Here is a 17,051-nt window from a genome sequence, read left to right on the forward strand (position 1 = left end):
TTTGTATTACAAAACGTAGTCACAGCCACACGTGTGCTATTTGCAGCAGATAGGTTATGACTACTTTTAAATGAGGAAGGCAGAAATATCATTAGTGCAAAGTGCGAATCATTGGGAGTTATGATGGACTTCGTTCAAGAGATTTTTTGCATGAAAGGTCAACTTCCAAAGTTCTTGCGAGACGCGAGTGCCATAGGTTGTGAGCTGTATCCAGTTTGCACCCACTAGCTGACGTTGTAGCTGGTTCAAATCATCTTGAGAAATTTGGCAGCGCGAGACGGCATGGACATTCGGCATCTCTTTTTTGATGTCTTGCTCAGCTTTTGACGCTATCAAGCGATTCACAGCATTTTGCAAGCCATAGCTCGAAAAGGTCGCTGGTATTTTCATCAAGGCGATCAATATCTCTTGCCATGTTAAGGTCAAGGGTCTGGTAACATCGGTTAGGTTGCCACCTGCATAAGCTTGAGCACTATATTGAATATCAAAAGCTTCTAACAATATAATAGGCTTACTCACATCATCAGAGACGAATTCATCAGCAGGTGGGCTATTTTCCTTTAGCGTTTTGTCAGTAGACAATAGATCTGCAAACCGTTCCGCCACGGTTTGCTTGCTAAATTTAATCATTTCCTCATTAGCTCTCAGCCATCCACCAACGACCTGATGATTGGTCACTGCGTTATAGTAAGCTTGTACAAGTAATGGCTCAATATCCGTTTCTGTATCATAATAATATATCGTATTGTCCTGCCGAGTTACCGACTTAATAAATTCTTGCAGTTGACGACTGATACTCGCATCTGGATGATGATTTTTGATTAAGATGAGTAACGGTTTGAGCTTGGCTTTGGCATTCAAATAGCTCAAATGCATTTGGCTAACGCCATTCCTTTGCACGGTGCCATAACTGTCTCCAATGAGCATCAGTGCATAATCGCAGGAGTCAATACATTGTCGACCATATAGCGATGCTTTTGGCAATTGGCTCGACACATCATAGGTCAAGAAAGCCCGCGACTGAAAAAATATCGCCAAGCTGTCCAAGACCAACAATTGATCATTGTCAGCGCATATGATGTGAATATGATAGCGACGGTTTGGCACAATCACCTCTAAGCTTAGGTCATGACATAGAATAATATGATATAAAATAGAGCACAAATATCTTGTGTTGCACAGCCTAGCATAATCTTATAAAAATAAGCTCAATTTATTTTTAATATATCAATATTATGGTTATGGGTTTGATATAAACACCTTTAGCTGCGCCTATTCAGAACAGTATTGCAAGATGGCGTCTTTGCCAAGCAAACGCGCTATTAAAGTACCCAGTTTATCATCGAACTTAGTCGCATAAAAAATCAATGGCGGTCGAATGACAACTTTTGTTTTGTCAGTTGTTTCTAAACAATGATCATCTGGGGTATTGTCAACCAATGCAGACAGCTGGTTTGCAGCCAATAGCTGCTTAACTCGCTCAGCAATGGCTTGTCCAGAATCAACGACCTGCATCGCCAATTGCTGCTGAGCAATCTCATCTAACAAAAACGTTTTGAAAAATGGATAGTGCGTACAGCCTAGTACCAATTGATCAACGCCATCATGAGCAAATAATGTGAGCTGCTGGCGTAATCTTAAAGCAGTATCATCCTGCTCTGGCATTCCCGCCTCTACCCAAGGTACCAATTGCGGATCAAAATATTTGGTCACTACCGTATTGTTGGGTTTAGCAAAGTGATCGATGACCTCATTAAGCAATGTGCCATTCAAGGTAGCTTTAGTCGCTAAAACGACCACGCGACCAGTTTTGCTCGCCGATATGGCGGGCTTTAGCGCCGGGACTAATCCGACGATAGGCAGCTGCGGATAACGCCGTCTGGCTGTTTCCAAAGCATAAGCTGAGGCGCTATTACAAGCAATAACAATGAGCTTGCAGCCCTGCTCATACAACCAATCAACGGCTGTTAAAGTCAACGCTTCAATATCGGCGCTATCACGATTACCATAAGGCACATTTAAGGTGTCTGCATAATAGACATAACGCTCAGCAGGCAACTGCTGTGCCAAATGTAGATAAACTGACAGTCCACCGACACCAGAGTCAAACAATCCGATTGGCGCATTGCGCTTTTTATTATTTATAACTGTGCCGATATTCGTTTTATGGATGTCAGCTTTAGCATTAGTTGCACTATCGACATGCTCAACATGTTTACCATCAAGGCTATCTAAGCGCATTTTCACCCTATTTAAGCTATTACTTGCAGCAATATCCATCACTACTCTACTGCCATTTTTATATACATATCGTCATCTTTATGCTGTTTGCTGTTTGCTGTTTGCTGTTTGCTGTTTGCTGTTTGCTGTTTGCTGTTTGCTGTTTTGCATACTACAGTAATTATCTGGTGATTTATCGCTATAGTCGGTTCAATATAATTTGGATACAATGAGGGCAAGCAAAAGTACTACAAATAGTAGACTAAGCGAACCTGATACCGTATCTGATTTATATGGGATTGACTATATCTAAACCGTAAATTATTTGACGGACACATAGTTTTGAGCCCTTGCGTTAACTGTCTGGCATCGACAGCTCATAGGATTTTCCGCCACTTTGTAATGTCAGTATCGTCTCACCATTTTGCTCTGTCAATTCGCCAATTTCGGTCAAATGATAAAAAGTATTACGCCCAATAAGTGCGTCCAAACCATTTCTAACGGGCATATAAGGACGTACCTGCATATCCATTGCTGCCTGCTGATCAATCGTATCATTGTCTGTAGGATTATACGCCTTTAATGTGATGGTGTGCTCATCATCTAAACGCACCACATCGCCAGTCGTCGTGGTAAATTCTAGCCAACGATTGTTGCCTTCGTTGACGATACCGACGTCATTGATTAATAAAGGGGCATCTTCAACTTGGATACGGATTTTCTGTACTGGCGTCTTCAAAAAATATTCAATGATGCCATTATTGTCTTCTTTCCATAAAATAGTCGCAAATAAGCTCACCAATGACTCTCTGGTCATTTGCCCGCCTTCATGCCACCACTCGCCATTTGCCTTTATGACCAGATCCATATCGGCCACATCTTTTGGGTGCCATTTATCCAATGGTGGGATGGCACGTCCTTCACGTTTGCCTACGGTAGACTTTAGATACTGACTGAGAGAATCCATATTATTTAGCTCAGATGGCACGTCTTTTGGCGGTTTAGCTGCCAATTCATCATTTTGAATTATGTCTTCATTATTGTTATTCATCTTATAATCCTTTACTTAGCATTCAAAGTTTGGCAAATCTATTATTACTATAAATTTTAGTTTCGGGTATGATGAAAACATATCATCTTAGCACCCTCATTAGTTCAATCTTACCTTAACATCGATACTCATAAATGCGTATCGTGTTTGTAGGACTTTTCTTTTATAATGAGTAACGATTTTTTATTGAAATGGTCAAGTGGGTGTTGTGTTAATGACACATTTTACGTGATGTGTTGATATCCTTAGATACATGGATCTCGACAGTAACATGGTCAATTGATGTCGCAAAGACAGTTTTATCGGGCAGCCATATGTCTGAGTAATGTTAGCGCCGCAAGTCTATTATTCAATTGTTAAGCTAATGATGCCCTGAGATAAGCCACTAAAAGTTTAGGAGTAGGTATGCAAGAGCAAGACAATCAAAAGCCAGTCATTGATAGTGACACTGTGAATACTGACCCATCAGTAGCGACAGAGACGGCAAATCTAGATAAAGCAGAGTCAGCCGTTGTGACCCAAGAAGTGCCAGCTGAAACAGTCGCTATCGACAAAGCGCCAGAGCCAGTAGTAGAAGCTGTCGCGGCAGAGCCTGAGATTGAACGTGAGTCTATGGAATTTGACGTTATCATCGTCGGTGGTGGACCTGCTGGGCTATCTGCTGCTATCCGCCTGCGTCAGCTCGCTATCGCTGCTGGTAATGATGAGTTTATGGTTTGTGTGGTCGAAAAAGGTTCTGAGTTTGGTGCGCATACCTTATCAGGTGCTGTCATCGAACCGCGCGCTTTGAACGAGCTGATACCAGACTGGAAAGAAAAAGGCGCGCCGCTTAATGTGCCAGCGACCGAAGATCGCTTTTATTATCTAAACTCAGCCACGCGCTCTACTAGAGTACCTGACTCGTTGATTCCAGGGCCGATGCACAACAATGGCAACTATATTGTCTCATTGGGCAATGTGGTGCGCTGGTTGGCGGTACAAGCTGAAGAGCTTGAAGTCATGATGTTCCCAGGCTTCCCTGCAGATGATATTTTATATAACGACGACGGTTCTGTACGTGGTGTCTTAACGGGCGATATGGGTGTGGCTGCCAATGGCGAAGCCAAGCCTAGCTTTGAGCCAGGTTATGAGTTACTTGCTAAATACACTATTTTTGCCGAAGGCAGCCGTGGTCATTTAGGTAAGCGCTTAATCAGCCGTTTTGATCTTGATAAAGACTCAGATCCTCAGCATTATGGTATCGGTCTAAAAGAGCTGTGGGACGTAGCCCCTGAGAAACACGAGCAAGGCGTGGTCATGCACGGTCTTGGTTGGCCCTTGACCGAAACAGGCTCTACTGGTGGCTGGTGGTTGTACTTCGATGAAAACAACCAAGTAAGTTTTGGTCTTGTCGCTGACCTGTCTTACCACAACCCATATATGTCGCCATTCGATGAGATGCAGCGCCTAAAAACCCATCCCGTCATCAAAAACGTATTGGAAGGCGGTAAGCGCATCTCTTATGGCGCACGTGCTTTAACCAAAGGTGGCCTAAACTCTCTACCGAAATTCACTTTCCCAGGTGGTGTATTGGTCGGTGATGATGCTGGATTCTTGAACCCTGCTAAAATCAAAGGCACACACACATCGATGAAGTCAGGCATGCTAGCCGCCGAAGCCATCTTTGAGGCACTACAAGCTGATCGTCAGCATGATGAAGTCGTTGCTTATACCACCATGTATAAAGAGTCATGGTTGTATCAAGACAACTATGAGTCACGCAACTTCTCGCCTGCAATACATCGCATGGGTCTGTTTATGGGCGGTGCTTTTACCTTTATCGAGCACAACTTATTAAAAGGTAAAATGCCGCTTACCTTACATGACAGCCTGCCAGATTATGATCAGTTAGAGCGTGCCAATCATGCTTTTCAGCCAACCTACCTCAAGCCTGATGGCAAACTGGTATTTGACAAGCTGTCATCGGTATTTATCTCTAATACTAATCATGCAGAAGACCAGCCAGTACATTTGAAACTGACTGATCCAACGGTACCTGTTTCAATTAACTTACCGTTATATGCTGAGCCTGCCCGTTTATACTGCCCAGCTGGGGTATATGAAGTGGTAAAAGATGCCGAAGGAGCTAAGTTTGTGATCAATGCGCAAAACTGTGTGCATTGTAAAACTTGTGATATCAAAGATCCTTCACAGAATATCACTTGGGTAACGCCAGAAGGTGGCGGTGGCCCTAACTATCCTAATATGTAAATATAAACAATGTTAGAACTAATCACTAATACTAAAAACCGCCCTTATGAATTCATAAGGGCGGTTTTTTTAACTTCGACACATGAGACAAGTTTATCTTTAATCAGGTGAGATTAATCCGTCCATGCATCACGATTGGCTTCGTTTTTAAGCTTCACAAAGTCATCAGGATTAAACTTGATTTGATCGCCAGTTTTACCTTCTTTAATCTGACGCTCGTAATCACGCAATATGCGCAGTGCTACGGGTGACAAGATTAAAATAGCCACTAGGTTAACGAGTGCCATTAGACCCATTGATAAGTCAGCGAAGTTCCATATGGCAGGAAGACTGGCAATAGCGCCGACAAACACCATGCCCAAGACCATAAAGCGGAAAATCATAATCATGACTTTGGCATTTTTGGCACCAGAGATGAATTCAAGATTCGACTCACCATAGCTATAATTGGCAATGATAGAGGTGAAAGAGAAGAAGAAAATAGCAATCGCAACGAAGATAACACCCATATCACCCACATACTGCGACAGTGCCAACTGAGTCAGCTGAATTCCTTCTTGCTCAACACTAGGATCGACCACACCGGACAAAATAATAATCGACGCCGTTGCCGTACAAATGACAAGCGTATCCATAAATACACCCAGCATTTGCATAAATCCTTGCACCGCTGGATGATCGGGATGACTCTTCGCCGTTGCCGCCGCATTAGGCGCTGACCCCATACCCGCTTCGTTTGAAAACAGACCACGCTTGATACCGTTAATCATTGCCTGAGCAATACCATAACCAATCACCCCGCCTGCTGCTTGCTCAAAACCAAATGCTGATTTAACAATTAACACAATCGCCGCTGGGAATTGACTAAAATTCGTCACGATAATGAACAAGGCCAATAAGATATAGAGAATCGCCATAACGGGTACGATTTTACCCGCAATACGAGCAACCGAGCGCAAACCACCGAATACCACTGGCGCAACTAATACGACCAATACCAAACCTGTCATCCACGTTGGAACCCCAAATGCTTCGTTGGTCGCTTGTGCGATGGTATTTGACTGCACGCCATTAAAGGCTAAACCGAACGCTACTAATAAGCATAATGAGAAAAATATCGCTAGCCAGCGCTGACCGAGACCTTTTTCGATATAATAAGCCGGTCCACCGCGGTAAACATTGTCATTGTGCGGCACTTTATAGGCTTGTGCTAATGTTGATTCGATAAAGCTGGTCGACATACCGACGATCGCAGTCATCCACATCCAAAACACTGCACCCGGACCGCCAAGGTAAATCGCGATTGCAACCCCTGCCAAGTTACCTGTACCGACCCGCGCTGCCAATGAGGTCATCAGCGCCTCAAATGAGCTGATGCCGCCATCTTTACGCCCTTGATTGGACACACGCAATAGCTGCCACATATGCCCAAAGTGGCGAAACTGAATAAAACGTGTGGCAATGGTAAAATACAAACCCGCACCAATCAGTACGAACATCAGTAATCCATACCAAGGGTTACTCGCAATCAACCAATCATTGTTGCCCCAAATAATACTGACACCATAATTGACGATGCTATTAAACCAACCTGCTATCCCTTCACCCATACTGCTATCCTCTCACTTACATTTTATACTGCTAGTATATTTTATGGATTGATGTGATTAATGATATTTAAAATGCTTACTAATTCCTCTGCCTACTGATGAAACAGTAAATATCTGATCAATATACTGGCAAAGTAAATCACTAACATCCTGTCGCTACATTTTAACTGACTAGAGATTATTTAACTATTTCAAACCTCTATTATAAAAATTAAATAATTACGAACTTTTGCAAGGTATTTCGATAAAACACAAAAAAATATTTTTTATATGAAATATTGAGGAAAACTTTTGAGACTAGGTACAACAGATAGATTTTAAAACGTACTCATACAAACACCATTCCAAAAAAAATAGTCACCGCCATAATATTTATTGAGCAAAGTATGGGCTATATTTATAGAACGAATGACTTTTATTGCTAATAATGCTCTAATACCTCTATAAAACTAAATCCTTAATATAAATAAGGTTTTAGCACAACCCTTGAGCAACGGCCGTTTTTTTAGCTGGTCTCTCTAACATAAGTTGACCATGGTTTCCATAAAGCAAACATTTAGTTACATAAAGTAAATAAAATTTATTTATTGTTAATTAAGTCAATATTGTATATATTCCCAATAAGTTCATAAATATTTCTTGCAATACTTATTGGCATGAATAATAAGTTGAAATATTAAGAAAATATCATCAGGGATGATGAGCATAATAAGACAGAGGACTGTCAACCAATACCGACCCTCCTCCATAAATCCTCATCTCTATATACTATAAATCCAGTCATTCTATAGCCCATAAATCTTGTTAGATGTTTAGGTTATAGTCGACCCACAGCCATATTTTACAATGTAACTTTTAGCAAAATCGAACCACAGAAAAGTATTTTTCGTAGTGCTTTGATTGATAGAAATCTGCTTTTTTTTCGATAATATTGGGTTACTTACTACTGGTTGGTCATTCTGCTTTATCAGCCTATAAACTGATTTTAGGATCCGTTTATAGACAACGTATCGAACTGTCTTCCATCATGTGATACATGCTAAAGCAAAATAACTTGTCAGGCTCAAATCAGTAATCTTGTTTTTATGTTAGGCAAAAGGAGTTGTCCTATGGAAAACCACAACGATCCATCCGGTTATTGGCGTGCCAATGTCCGTCTCATTTTAGGTAGCCTATTTATTTGGGCGCTATGCTCATACGGGTTTGGGATTTTGTTACGTCCTCTCTTAGCAGGTATTAAAATCGGTGGTACCGACTTGGGCTTTTGGTTTGCTCAGCAAGGATCCATTGGGGTATTTATCGTTTTAATTTTCTTCTACGCTTGGCGTATGAATAAGTTAGATAAACAATACGGCGTAGACGAGGAATAGCCCCATGAGTCAATTTACGATTAATATTATTTTTGTAGGTCTATCTTTCGCTCTATACTTCGGTATTGCAATTTGGGCACGTGCTGGCACAACGAGTGAATTCTACGTAGCAGGCGGCGGTGTTCATCCTGTCGTCAACGGTATGGCAACGGCTGCTGACTGGATGAGTGCTGCGTCATTTATTTCGATGGCAGGTATTCTTGCCGCTGGCGGTTATGGCGCATCAACTTATTTGATGGGTTGGACAGGTGGTTATGTACTACTGGCAATGCTCCTAGCGCCTTATTTACGTAAATTTGGTAAGTTTACGGTACCTGACTTCATCGGCGACCGTTTTTATTCAAAAACGGCAGCAATGATTGCCGTAATTTGTTTGATTATCGCCTCAACCACATACGTTATCGGTCAGATGACAGGTGCCGGTGTCGCTTTCTCACGCTTCTTGGAAGTTGAAAACACTACTGGTCTACTGATTGCTGCGGTTGTTGTCTTCTTCTATGCTGTACTTGGTGGTATGAAAGGGATTACTTATACGCAGGTAGCGCAGTATGTAGTTCTAATGATTGCATATACCATTCCTGCTGTTTTCATCTCACTTGAGTTAACAGGCAATCCAATTCCAGGTTTGGGCTTGTTTTCAAACCATGTGGAAGCAGGCGTTCCTATCTTAACCAAGCTAGATCAGGTGGTTACTGATTTGGGTTTCACGGCTTATACCGCTGACGTTCCTAACAAACTAAACATGGTGCTATTTACCTTATCGCTCATGATTGGTACAGCAGGTCTACCACACGTTATCATCCGCTTCTTCACCGTACCTAAAGTCGCTGATGCGCGTTGGACTGCTGGTTGGACATTGGTATTTATCTCGCTATTATACTTCACTGCTCCTGCAGTAGGTGCAATGGCACGTTTAAACCTGATTGATACGATTTATCCACAAGGGGTAGCAGAAGCACCTATAAACTATGATCAACGTCCAGACTGGATGAAGACATGGGAAGATACTGGTCTTATTAAGTATAATGATCTTAATAATGATGGTCGTATCCAAATGTACAATGACAGTGGACTTGGTGCCGCTGAGCTTGCCTTGACTGCTGCACAAGCGGATGGTGGCGATGTAGCCGCTGCCACTGCAGCCGTAGAGACTGCACGTGTCGCACAGGATCTAGAACTTGATGGACGCTTTACCGCAGCAGGCTGGAAGGGTAATGAGCTGGATGTCAATGCCGATATCTTAGTATTAGCTAACCCAGAAATTGCGAATCTTCCACCATGGGTTATTGGTCTTATTGCCGCAGGTGGTTTGGCAGCAGCGCTCTCAACAGCAGCAGGCCTACTACTCGCTATTTCGTCAGCGATCAGTCATGACTTGATTAAACGAAACCTTAATCCAAACATTACTGATAAAGGCGAATTGAGAGTTGCGCGTATTACGATGGGTGTTGCGATTGTAGTTGCTACTTGGTTAGGAATAAATCCACCAGGGTTTGCCGCACAGGTAGTCGCATTAGCATTCGGTATCGCTGGTGCATCGCTCTTCCCTGCACTAATGATGGGTATTTTCTCTAAACGGATCAATAATGTTGGTGCCATCGCTGGTATGCTAACAGGTCTGATTAGTATCCTTGTTTATATCTTTGTCTTTAAAGGTTGGTTCTTCATTAGCGGTACAGCGAACTTCCCTGATACGGCAGAGTATTGGTTGTTTGGTATCTCACCACTATCATTTGGTGCGATTGGGGCATTGCTTAACTTTATCGTAGCGTTTGCTGTCTCTTATGCTACTGCGCCCCCACCATTACACATTCAAGAGTTGGTTGAAAGTGTCCGCTCTCCACGTGGCGCAGGCGGTGCAGTCGACCACTAAGTATATAAATGAGAATATATCTTCAGTTACTATATATCACTCACAGGCAGTAGCTGCTTGTGAGTGATTTTTTTATCTCTTATTTATTATAAAAAATGTTAGATTTTTGCTTTATTGAATATACTTTATTAACTATGCTTAGGACGTGTTCTCAATTAAATCGATTACCCTCTAAATGGGCTAAAAATGGCTAAATTTTGCCAAACATCGTTAATAGCTTATCAATATCTCGATATTATTTGCGCTACTTTCCTTGTTTGACGGCAATTTATCTCATTTTTATGACCATTTTTAAAATGAGAACACGCCCTAGTTAAAAGCGCTCAATTAAAAGTGCTTAACGCATTAAGGAAGATTTTATGCTTTTTGAGTTTATCGCTACCATCGCTGCCGCATTTGGCATGGCTGGTCTGGCACTCATTATAACTCACCTCAGTAAACTGGCTGGCAAACGCGCACCAAAGTGGCTTATTCCTTTGTTTGCTGCGATTGGTATGTTTGCCTTTCAAATACACCAAGAGTATAACTGGTATGGTCAGCAAGTGAGCAAGTTACCAGCAGGCGTGCAAGTCGTCAAAGTAGCAAAAAGCACCGAGTGGTTTCGCCCATGGTCTTATATCAAACCGCAAATATTACGTTTTATCGCTGCCGATACCGCCAACGCTAGCGTACAAGTAGATAATCCAGATGTATATTTGGTTAATTTATATCTTTTTGAAAGACGCAGAAGTGTGCAGAAAATACCACAAGTTATAGACTGTCGTATTCCTGCGCGTGCCGATTATGTCATACCCGAAAAAAACAGTAAGCTAACGATTGATGAACATGTCAAGCAAACAACAGCATGGCGAGAGTTAGTAACAGATGACCCGTTGTTCATTAGTATCTGTACTGATAAAAGCTAACCTCCTCATAAATATGCAAATAAAACCCTGCTAAAACATCTGATTATTAAGGGATTTAAGACGGCTTATATTATAGTCATGTATTCAATTGCGCTGAGAAGTTGCGGTATAAGTATGCTTAGAATTAGCGCCTAACAGCAATCCAGCGCATAGACCACCGAAGTGCGCCGCAAACGAGATACCTTGTTGCGGCATCAATCCTTGCTTAATAGTCAACCAATAGCCAGTACCCATGACAATACAGGCAATCAAATAACCCCAACGCCGCGCAAATACAGCACCGCCTATCATATAGCCGAGCATCGCGAAGCATAATCCTGATGCGCCAACATGAATTGACAATGGCGAGCCAATGATCCAAGTGACCAATCCAGATGCGATAATGAGCTTAATCATTGTTCGATAAGCATTCTTCTCAAACAATCCAAACAAAAATAAAATCTGTAACAACGTCAAAGTGTTACCAAGCAAATGTGAAAAATTGCCATGCATCGTCCATGATGCAAATACTCCAATCATACTGCCCACATCTAAGGCACGAGGCACAATCCCAAAGATATTCCACATGCCAAATAATGCCACTTCATTTAAAAAAAACATGCCCCACATCGGTATTAATACAAAAGCATATAAGCCTATAACCTGCTTTATTCGTATCATAATCAAGCTAAGCAGTTGCTGCCAATTCATATAACGCCCTATTCTTTTAATTCATGTTTTAATCTATTTTTTTAGCGATATTTTAATGACTCAGCGTAGCAGTGGAGCGTGTTACAGGTGTAAAATCTAACAATGCAGCCTCTTTGTCAGTCATCAAATAACTGTCACTATGTAATAACGACGTCGAGTGATAAGGCACCAAAGCGGTGGGCACAAAACGACGAGCGGCATCGATATGTTTGATAGAATCATCAAAAAAGATATGAGGTGCAAATGTTCTAAGTACAGCTGTTTTTTCTAAACCTCCTAAGAAAAACGCCATATCAACATTGACGCCCCACTCTCGCAATGTCTTAATCGCACGCAGATCAGCAGGTGCGTTGCGAGCTGTCACCAATGCAATCTTTATTGGAGAATACTTGAGACCAGCGGGTAGACGTTCCTGTAAATTTGATAGTTTAATCAACAATTCAGCATAAGGGCCTTTTTCAATGGGTAAATCACGCATCTGTATTTCGCGATCGTGAAAAGCACGCAGTCCTTTTTGCTTGTACAGCAGTTCACCTGAATCATCAAACAGCACCGCATCACCATCAAAAGCAATACGTAGCTGATCAGTATCTAACTCATAGGTATTGACAGGGGTTGCATCGAGTATCGCACAAGCACAGATATTAGCATCAGCCACTTGCTGGGCATCTTCGCGATTGGTCGTCAAAAATAGATCGACATTGAAGTCTTTAATATAAGGAGCCACAGGACTGCCTGAAATAAAAGCCGAGCGTGAGATAGTCAGCTCATGCTCAAGAATTGCATTGAGGACTTGAATGCCCGTATCTGGACTACTTTTTGAGACAATGACCACTTCCACCAAAGGTGTCTCAGCCTCTAAATCTTGCATGCCATCATTGCAATAATTATTCAGATTTAATAGAGCTTTAATTAATGGGTAACCAGCACCTATACTGAGAGCATCGTTTTCACGCATGGTCATATAGTCTCGAAACTCTTTTATGGCGCTTACAGGTCTCTGCTCTAGCAGCTCTAGTAAATAATTTTCTGATTCGGTTAAATCAAAAAGTGCCGTTGCAGAAATCGCGACGATGAGCGTATTACTAAAATCGACTGCCATAATTTTCTCTACTTATAAAATTATCTATTCGGAAATGCCAACCAGTTTACTACATTCACAAGCCCTTAGAATGATAAGAAAAGTTATCCACGTATAATGTCATTTAGTATAAAAATCCCCTTTTAAGTAATTCAAATGACCGCTCAGAAAGTGTCTCATAATATAACTTTATGTGGAATAATTTAACCATAGAATTATTACGCCAACTTTTTTTTATCATAAAAAAGCCATATTGTTATGAAAACAATATGGCTCTATTAATGAACAATACAGATGAACGACGCAGCTATGATTTTCTAAGCTTACTTTTATCAATAGCGCTTACGTTAGCAGCACTAAAGATATCGCTGGAAAAGCGACCAAAATAACCAGTCGAATCAGATCAGAGACAATAAACGGTGCGACCCCGTGGAACATATCAGACAGCTTAATATGCGGTGCCATTGCCTTAATCACAAAGATATTCATCCCCATCGGCGGCGTAATCAGTCCAAGCTCTACTGTCAATACAGCGATGATACCAAACCATACGGGATCAAACCCTAACGCCACAATGATTGGATATACCACTGGAATGGTAATGACCAGCATCGCCAAAGCATCCATGAACAACCCTAAGAGGAAGTACATGATTAAGATACAGATCAGTACAATCATCGGGCTAACTGCTAATGTACCAATCCAAGTCGCTAGCGTATAAGACAAGCGTGAGACGGAGATAAAGTAACCCAAGGCTTCTGCACCCAGCAGCATAAAGAACACCACCGCTGATAATGCAAGCGTTTCAATCAAAGATTGCTTTAGACCTTTTATACGCATGCCTTTGGCAAAAGCATAAGCCCAAGAAACAAAAGCACCGACTGCCGCACCTTCTGTTGGGGTAAATAATCCAAAGAAAATACCAGCAATAATCACAATAAAAATAAAGCTAAATGGTATGAGTCCCGTCAATGACAGCAGCTTGGCTTTCCAAGAAGTAGGCTCACCGCGACGCGCTAAATGCGGCTTCCAGCGTACCATAATCATAACAGTGATTGAATACATCACCATGCCCAAAATCCCAGGCAAGAAACCAGCGATGAACATGTCACCGACTGACTGCTGGGTTAAGATGGCATAGACCAGTAGCGCAATACTAGGCGGAATCATAATACCTAACGTGCCACCCGCTGCTAAAATACCACAGGCAAAACCTGGTTGATAACCATACTTCTCCATTTGTGGCAGCGCAACCTTGGTCATAGTGGATGCTGTGGCTAAGGATGAGCCTGAGATAGAAGCAAAAATACCAGACGATCCTATACCAGCGATACCCAAACTACCCCTCACTCCACCAAAAATAGTTCGGGTAGCTTCAAACAATTTCCCTGCCATCCCTGAATGAGTGGCAAAAACGCCCATTAAAATAAATAAGGGAATCGCACTAAAGTCATACTTTGCCAAGACATCGACTGGGATGTCTTTGAGCATTTGTAATGCACCACTGGGCGCCGTCACTGCGCCAAAACCAACCAATCCAACACCTAACATGGCAAGCGCCACTGGAACTCGCAGGACAACAAGCAGGATCATGACGATTAAGCCGATAGCTCCAATAATTTCTGGACTCATGCGCCTGTCTCCTCGGCGTCAAAGAACTCGCCCGTTTTAAAGATATTAATGGATTCGATTAATGAGCGAATGGCGAGTAAGAGACTTAAAAATGCACTAAATGCATAGATGGGCATCATTGACAATCTAAGATCTTGAGTGACTTTGCCGTATTCTATGGCATCAACAGCACTCTCATAAAGCCCCCAAGCAAAAACGATACCAATGACGAAAAAGCCCATCATAAAGACGCCCATCATATAACCTTTAACGGCTTGCGGCATTTTTTGGGTAAAGACATCAACGATGATTTGTGAGCGTTCGACGAAAGCGCCAAAGGCAGCAAGTAAAGCAAAGAGCATGAAGTAAGAGACGATCTCTACACTGCCTTTAACGGTAAAGCCAAACTCACCACCAGTCAGCTTGAAAATATAACGAGCAGTCACATCGAGCATCGTTGTGAGGACAATAATAATAAGACTGATACCACCAATAAACTGGCATAATCTAGAGATTAGAATACTGATTTTTACTAAAAATGCCATGTGACACCTCCAATGGGTTATACCACTTTACAAGCAGCACTGGCAGCTTTTGCTTTCTCATAGACACTATCAGCATCTAAACCCAAAGCATTGACATCATTTAGATATTTTTTAGTACCTTTTTCAAGTGGTCCTTTCCAATCAGGATCATTCAATGGATCAGGAATTTCAACGATCTCATCGCCTTTAGCTTTAGCAGCTTGAATGGCCATTTGATCATGCTTATCAAACACTTCACCAACTTTATTAGCCAATGCCATTCCTGAGTTTTTATCCAACACTTGCTTTAAATCATCAGGTAAGTTGTTATATTTATCCTTATTCATAGTAACCATCAGCGCCGAACTATAAAAAGGAATATTGGTGTGATATTTAGTGATTTCATCGATTTTGAATGCTGTTACGGCTTCCCATGGAAAACTCAACCCATCGACGACGCCGCGCTGTAAAGAGGTGTACATATCATTGGCAGGCAACCCTACTGGTGATGCCCCAGCGCTTTCGATAATGTCACCCGCGACCGCAGAAGGGCGGCGGATGCGCATGCCTTTCATGTCTTCAGGAGTCCGAATCAACTTATCCGTAGTATGCAGTGAGCCAGGCCCAGCACCATACATGAATAGTAGATGTGAGTCTTCATACTCACTAGCAAGCGTGCCATCCTCATAAAGAGTCTGAAGCATACAACCCATTTGAGTCGCTGAGTTTGATAAACCAGGAAGTTCAGTGATTTGAGTTAAAGGAAAACGTCCACTGGTATAACCATGTGCTTGTGAACCGATATCTATCGTACCTTTAGCAGCAGATTCGTACGTAACATCTGCTTTGGCAAGACCCGCGGAAGGATACAACTCTACTTTTAAGCGACCATTAGAATCTGTCTCTATTTGCTTTGCCCAAGGTTCAAAAACCTCTGTGCTAATAGAAGAGGTTGCTGGCCAAAAGTGAGAGAAGCGTAAAACGGTCGTTTCTTGAGAGTTTGCTGATGAGCCATCAGTCGTATTAGCAGATTGGTTAGAGCAGCCTAAAAGACTAACAGCCGCTAAGGCACCAATTGAAAAAAGAGGAGCTAGCTTCATTATCAATTCCTTTTGATAATTGTGAAAATAGGAATAATACATCACTGGTAAATAATCCAATCTATACCAGATCTAATTATTTACAAGTTTTAAATATATCTTTTACATACCTGTAATAAAAATCTAGTTTAAAATTAGCAGCTATAATGATATAAGTCAAATCATTTTGATGGCAAAGCTAGAAAATATATTCATAAAATTGCATAGCAATTAAACAAGAAAACTCGTCAATTCAAATAGAAAATACACTTATAGAGTGTGAATTCTAAAAGTAAGTGAGATTAAGCATAACTTAATCTCAAACCCACAGACAAAGAAAACCCCCTTCTGCATAAGCAGAAGGGGGTTTTACTTTAGAATAGAGAGCTGACGATGACCTACTCTCACATGGACGAATCCACACTACCATTGGCGCAATGATGTTTCACTTCTGAGTTCGGGAAGGGATCAGGTGGTGCCATCATGCTATTGTCGTCAGCAAAGGGGGTTAGATATGAGTCTGTTATTTTTATTGTTTGACGTCAAGTGTTAGCTTGTTGTCGATCAACTTGCAACCTAACTGAATCAAGGTTAAAGGTGATATCGAAATATTCTTTCTTTTATTCTATAAGCTTTCGCTTATACAAGATAGATTAATTAGAGCTTTCATACAAACCACTTGGGTGTTGTATGGTCAAGCCAAACGAGCAATTAGTACAGGTTAGCTACATGCATCGCTGCACTTCCACACCCTGCCTATCAACGTCGTAGTCTTCAACGGCTCTTT

General features: G+C 41.7%; 13 protein-coding genes and 2 rRNA genes. 4 read left to right on the top strand and 11 right to left on the bottom strand.

All coding sequences use genetic code 11. The annotated features are described in order from the left end of the window. Positions 1–108: 108 nt before the first annotated feature. The 3 genes from ACP69U_RS07345 to ACP69U_RS07355 all read right to left on the bottom strand — a co-directional run bounded on the left by ACP69U_RS07345 (position 109) and on the right by ACP69U_RS07355 (position 3,271). Positions 109–1,107, bottom strand: coding sequence for a DUF4062 domain-containing protein (locus ACP69U_RS07345; protein WP_083475792.1), 999 nt, complete (start codon positions 1,105–1,107; stop codon positions 109–111). Positions 1,108–1,272: 165 nt separating this feature from the next. Beyond that, positions 1,273–2,280: a glutamate racemase gene (murI, locus tag ACP69U_RS07350; protein ID WP_198330297.1), complete on the bottom strand. Its 1,008-nt coding sequence runs from the start codon at positions 2,278–2,280 to the stop codon at positions 1,273–1,275. 295 nt (positions 2,281–2,575) lie between these two features. Beyond that, positions 2,576–3,271 (bottom strand): DUF1285 domain-containing protein, encoded by a 696-nt coding sequence (locus tag ACP69U_RS07355; RefSeq protein ID WP_198330298.1) that lies wholly within the window; start codon positions 3,269–3,271, stop codon positions 2,576–2,578. Positions 3,272–3,883: 612 nt separating this feature from the next. Between ACP69U_RS07355 and ACP69U_RS07360 the strand changes: the two genes are divergently transcribed. Then, entirely contained in the window at positions 3,884–5,521 is a 1,638-nt protein-coding gene (locus ACP69U_RS07360; RefSeq protein ID WP_426138237.1) for an electron transfer flavoprotein-ubiquinone oxidoreductase, read from the top strand. 113 nt (positions 5,522–5,634) lie between these two features. Here ACP69U_RS07360 and ACP69U_RS07365 read toward each other — a convergent pair whose 3' ends face one another. Continuing rightward, positions 5,635–7,131 carry an alanine/glycine:cation symporter family protein gene (locus ACP69U_RS07365; RefSeq protein WP_060491926.1) on the bottom strand — a complete coding sequence of 499 codons (1,497 nt, stop codon included), beginning with the start codon at positions 7,129–7,131 and terminating at the stop codon, positions 5,635–5,637. Between the two features lie 1,109 nt (positions 7,132–8,240). On the opposite strand from ACP69U_RS07365, the gene ACP69U_RS07370 reads away from it, so the two are divergent. From ACP69U_RS07370 to ACP69U_RS07380, 3 genes are all read left to right on the top strand, one after another. Further along, positions 8,241–8,501, top strand: coding sequence for a DUF4212 domain-containing protein (locus ACP69U_RS07370; RefSeq protein WP_045448034.1), 261 nt, complete (start codon positions 8,241–8,243; stop codon positions 8,499–8,501). A gap of 4 nt (positions 8,502–8,505) precedes the next feature. Continuing rightward, entirely contained in the window at positions 8,506–10,374 is a 1,869-nt protein-coding gene (locus ACP69U_RS07375) for a sodium:solute symporter family protein (protein ID WP_060491927.1), read from the top strand. A 359-nt stretch (positions 10,375–10,733) separates the two neighbouring features. Then, positions 10,734–11,279 carry a hypothetical protein gene (locus ACP69U_RS07380; RefSeq protein ID WP_426138228.1) on the top strand — a complete coding sequence of 182 codons (546 nt, stop codon included), beginning with the start codon at positions 10,734–10,736 and terminating at the stop codon, positions 11,277–11,279. A gap of 84 nt (positions 11,280–11,363) precedes the next feature. Here the strand turns inward: ACP69U_RS07380 and ACP69U_RS07385 are convergent, their stop codons facing one another. The 7 genes from ACP69U_RS07385 to ACP69U_RS07415 all read right to left on the bottom strand — a co-directional run. After that, complete coding sequence (locus tag ACP69U_RS07385; RefSeq protein WP_426138229.1) at positions 11,364–11,969, bottom strand: rhomboid family intramembrane serine protease; 606 nt, start codon at positions 11,967–11,969, stop codon at positions 11,364–11,366. Between the two features lie 52 nt (positions 11,970–12,021). Continuing rightward, on the bottom strand, positions 12,022–13,071 hold the full coding sequence (locus ACP69U_RS07390) for a 5'-nucleotidase (RefSeq protein ID WP_426138230.1): 1,050 nt from the start codon (positions 13,069–13,071) through the stop codon (positions 12,022–12,024). Positions 13,072–13,392: 321 nt separating this feature from the next. Further along, complete coding sequence (locus ACP69U_RS07395) at positions 13,393–14,682, bottom strand: TRAP transporter large permease (RefSeq protein ID WP_426138231.1); 1,290 nt, start codon at positions 14,680–14,682, stop codon at positions 13,393–13,395. After that, positions 14,679–15,206 carry a TRAP transporter small permease gene (locus ACP69U_RS07400; protein ID WP_426138232.1) on the bottom strand — a complete coding sequence of 176 codons (528 nt, stop codon included), beginning with the start codon at positions 15,204–15,206 and terminating at the stop codon, positions 14,679–14,681. Before ACP69U_RS07400 ends, ACP69U_RS07395 begins: the two co-directional genes overlap by 4 nt. Positions 15,207–15,223: 17 nt before the next feature. Continuing rightward, positions 15,224–16,285, bottom strand: coding sequence for a TRAP transporter substrate-binding protein (locus tag ACP69U_RS07405; protein ID WP_198330302.1), 1,062 nt, complete (start codon positions 16,283–16,285; stop codon positions 15,224–15,226). Positions 16,286–16,649: 364 nt separating this feature from the next. Then, positions 16,650–16,764, bottom strand: a 5S ribosomal RNA gene (gene rrf / locus ACP69U_RS07410). A gap of 190 nt (positions 16,765–16,954) precedes the next feature. Continuing rightward, a 23S ribosomal RNA gene (locus ACP69U_RS07415) occupies positions 16,955–17,051 on the bottom strand; the annotation flags it as partial.

This window comes from Psychrobacter sp. TWR1-1-1, assembly GCF_049895865.1.
GTDB lineage: Bacteria > Pseudomonadota > Gammaproteobacteria > Pseudomonadales > Moraxellaceae > Psychrobacter > Psychrobacter immobilis_A.

Coding starts and splice junctions, on each gene's coding strand:
- murI (WP_198330297.1), bottom strand. CDS start 2,280: ATGGATATTGCTGCAAGTAATAGCTTAAATAGGGTGAAAATGCGCTTA.
- ACP69U_RS07375 (WP_060491927.1), top strand. CDS start 8,506: ATGAGTCAATTTACGATTAATATTATTTTTGTAGGTCTATCTTTCGCT.
- ACP69U_RS07400 (WP_426138232.1), bottom strand. CDS start 15,206: ATGGCATTTTTAGTAAAAATCAGTATTCTAATCTCTAGATTATGCCAG.
- ACP69U_RS07365 (WP_060491926.1), bottom strand. CDS start 7,131: ATGGGTGAAGGGATAGCAGGTTGGTTTAATAGCATCGTCAATTATGGT.
- ACP69U_RS07360 (WP_426138237.1), top strand. CDS start 3,884: ATGGAATTTGACGTTATCATCGTCGGTGGTGGACCTGCTGGGCTATCT.
- ACP69U_RS07385 (WP_426138229.1), bottom strand. CDS start 11,969: ATGAATTGGCAGCAACTGCTTAGCTTGATTATGATACGAATAAAGCAG.
- ACP69U_RS07405 (WP_198330302.1), bottom strand. CDS start 16,285: ATGAAGCTAGCTCCTCTTTTTTCAATTGGTGCCTTAGCGGCTGTTAGT.
- ACP69U_RS07395 (WP_426138231.1), bottom strand. CDS start 14,682: ATGAGTCCAGAAATTATTGGAGCTATCGGCTTAATCGTCATGATCCTG.
- ACP69U_RS07355 (WP_198330298.1), bottom strand. CDS start 3,271: ATGAATAACAATAATGAAGACATAATTCAAAATGATGAATTGGCAGCT.
- ACP69U_RS07380 (WP_426138228.1), top strand. CDS start 10,734: ATGCTTTTTGAGTTTATCGCTACCATCGCTGCCGCATTTGGCATGGCT.
- ACP69U_RS07390 (WP_426138230.1), bottom strand. CDS start 13,071: ATGGCAGTCGATTTTAGTAATACGCTCATCGTCGCGATTTCTGCAACG.
- ACP69U_RS07370 (WP_045448034.1), top strand. CDS start 8,241: ATGGAAAACCACAACGATCCATCCGGTTATTGGCGTGCCAATGTCCGT.